Genomic DNA, 1,592 nt, shown 5'->3' on the forward strand with positions numbered 1-1,592 from the left:
CCACGCGAGGCCACGGTCGAGGAACAGGGTTGCGATCACGCCGAGCGCGAGCAGCAGGCGGCGCGTCAATGGGCTCCTGGGATCGCGCCGATAGAACGTCATCATCGCCACCGCGACGCCGATGGCGCCGCAGAGATTGACAATGGAATCGGCGATCACCCCCGAGGTCAAGCGGCGCCCGTCAATTGATCGATCGCCCGCCGCACCAGCGGGCGCATCAGGGCGGCGACCAGCGCATGGCGCGGCTTCTCGATCGCCGGCCGATGCGGGTTGAGGAACCAACCGCGGCAATCGGTGCCGGAGGTGCGGCCGAGGATCAGCGCGACCGCCTCATAGGCCATCAGCATGCCGGTCGAGATCACCATCGGCGCGAACGACATCCGGCTGCGGCGGCCGGCCGCGACTTCGCCGGCGATCGCGAGGTCGACATAGTTGCGCGAGGAGGAATGCAGCATGACGTGCTCGATCTCGGCGCGCATCGCGGCGCGGCGGTCGTCCTCGGTGATGTCAGTCCAGTCCTTGGCCAGGGTCGGAAAGCCGAGACGCTCCTCGGGCCTGGGATCATGCGGGCGCACCACGATCACCGACGGCAGCGGCGACATATAGGCGTCGATCACGGTTGCGTCGGCGCGTTTTGCTGTCCGGTACAGATGCACGCCGGCGGCGATATCGTCCATGCCGTTGACGATGACCGGGCAGCGTTCGGCAATGCCGGCGAGCTCGCTGGTCCAGTTCTCGCCGAGCACCTCGACCTCGATGGTCGGGTTGATGCGTTTGGCGGCTTCGGCCGCGACCGCCGCCTTTTCGCGGCCGACCTCGTTGGCGAAGGCGAACACCTGGCGATTGAGGTTGGAGACCTCGAAACGATCGATGTCGGCGATCACGAATCGGCCGACGCCGGCGCGCGCCAGCGCCATGAAGGCAGCGCCGCCCATGCCGCCGACGCCGCAGACGAACACCCGCGCCCGGCGCAGCAGCTGCTGCTCATGCTCGTCGACGAAGCCGATGTTGCGGCCGGTGAAGGAGTAGTAATCGAAGTTCATCGCGCGGTCCCGCTCTCCTGCCTGCGCGGCCGCAACGTGCCGAAGGCGCGGCTGTCGTCCATCCAGTAGACCACCGGCAGCACCAGCCGCTGCAACGCCAGCATCGCGGACGCCGCAAGCAGCGCCGGCAGCGAGCCCGAGGGCACTTCGCTCATGAGATAGCGTCGCGCACCGGCAAGATCGACGCGGCCGATCTACAGCACATCATCGCCGCGGCCGTAATCCAGCTCGCGCGCGCAAAATTCGTTGTAGACGGCATCGCGATGCTTCGGCGCGATCTCGAAGGTCTTCTTCAGCGCGTCCGAGCCGCCGGTATAGGCGTTGGTGATGACCGAGCGCGCCTCGTCGAAACCGGCCTCCTCGCCGACGCCGAACACCGCGCGATGCTTTGCCATAATGCCGCGCGCCAGCTGCAGATGCGCAAAGCTCTGCCGCGCCCCCGGCAGCGGCGAGGGGAATACGTCCGAGAAGGTGTCGCTGACCATACCGACCACCGCCGGCACCTGGGTGACGTTGGAGATCCACTTCGGCCGCAAGCCATCGCGGGCG

General features: G+C 67.6%; 3 protein-coding genes. All 3 read right to left on the minus strand.

Features of this window, described 5'->3' with window-relative positions; genetic code table 11:
• Positions 1-167: 167 nt before the first annotated feature.
• Positions 168-1,043, minus strand: coding sequence for a ThiF family adenylyltransferase (locus VF497_RS07275; protein WP_330887170.1), 876 nt, complete (start codon positions 1,041-1,043; stop codon positions 168-170).
• Positions 1,040-1,198, minus strand: coding sequence for a hypothetical protein (locus VF497_RS07280; RefSeq protein ID WP_330887172.1), 159 nt, complete (start codon positions 1,196-1,198; stop codon positions 1,040-1,042). Before VF497_RS07280 ends, VF497_RS07275 begins: the two co-directional genes overlap by 4 nt.
• 39 nt (positions 1,199-1,237) lie before the next feature.
• Positions 1,238-1,592: hypothetical protein (locus VF497_RS07285; RefSeq protein ID WP_330887174.1), on the minus strand; the 355-nt coding region annotated here is incomplete at its 5' end.

This window comes from Rudaea sp., from assembly GCF_036383415.1.
Taxonomy (GTDB): Bacteria; Pseudomonadota; Gammaproteobacteria; order Xanthomonadales; family Rhodanobacteraceae; genus Rudaea.

Bases quoted from the DNA above. Each gene is read 5' to 3' on its own strand.
- VF497_RS07275 (WP_330887170.1), bottom strand. From the start codon at position 1,043: ATGAACTTCGATTACTACTCCTTCACCGGCCGCAACATCGGCTTCGTC.
- VF497_RS07280 (WP_330887172.1), bottom strand. From the start codon at position 1,198: ATGAGCGAAGTGCCCTCGGGCTCGCTGCCGGCGCTGCTTGCGGCGTCC.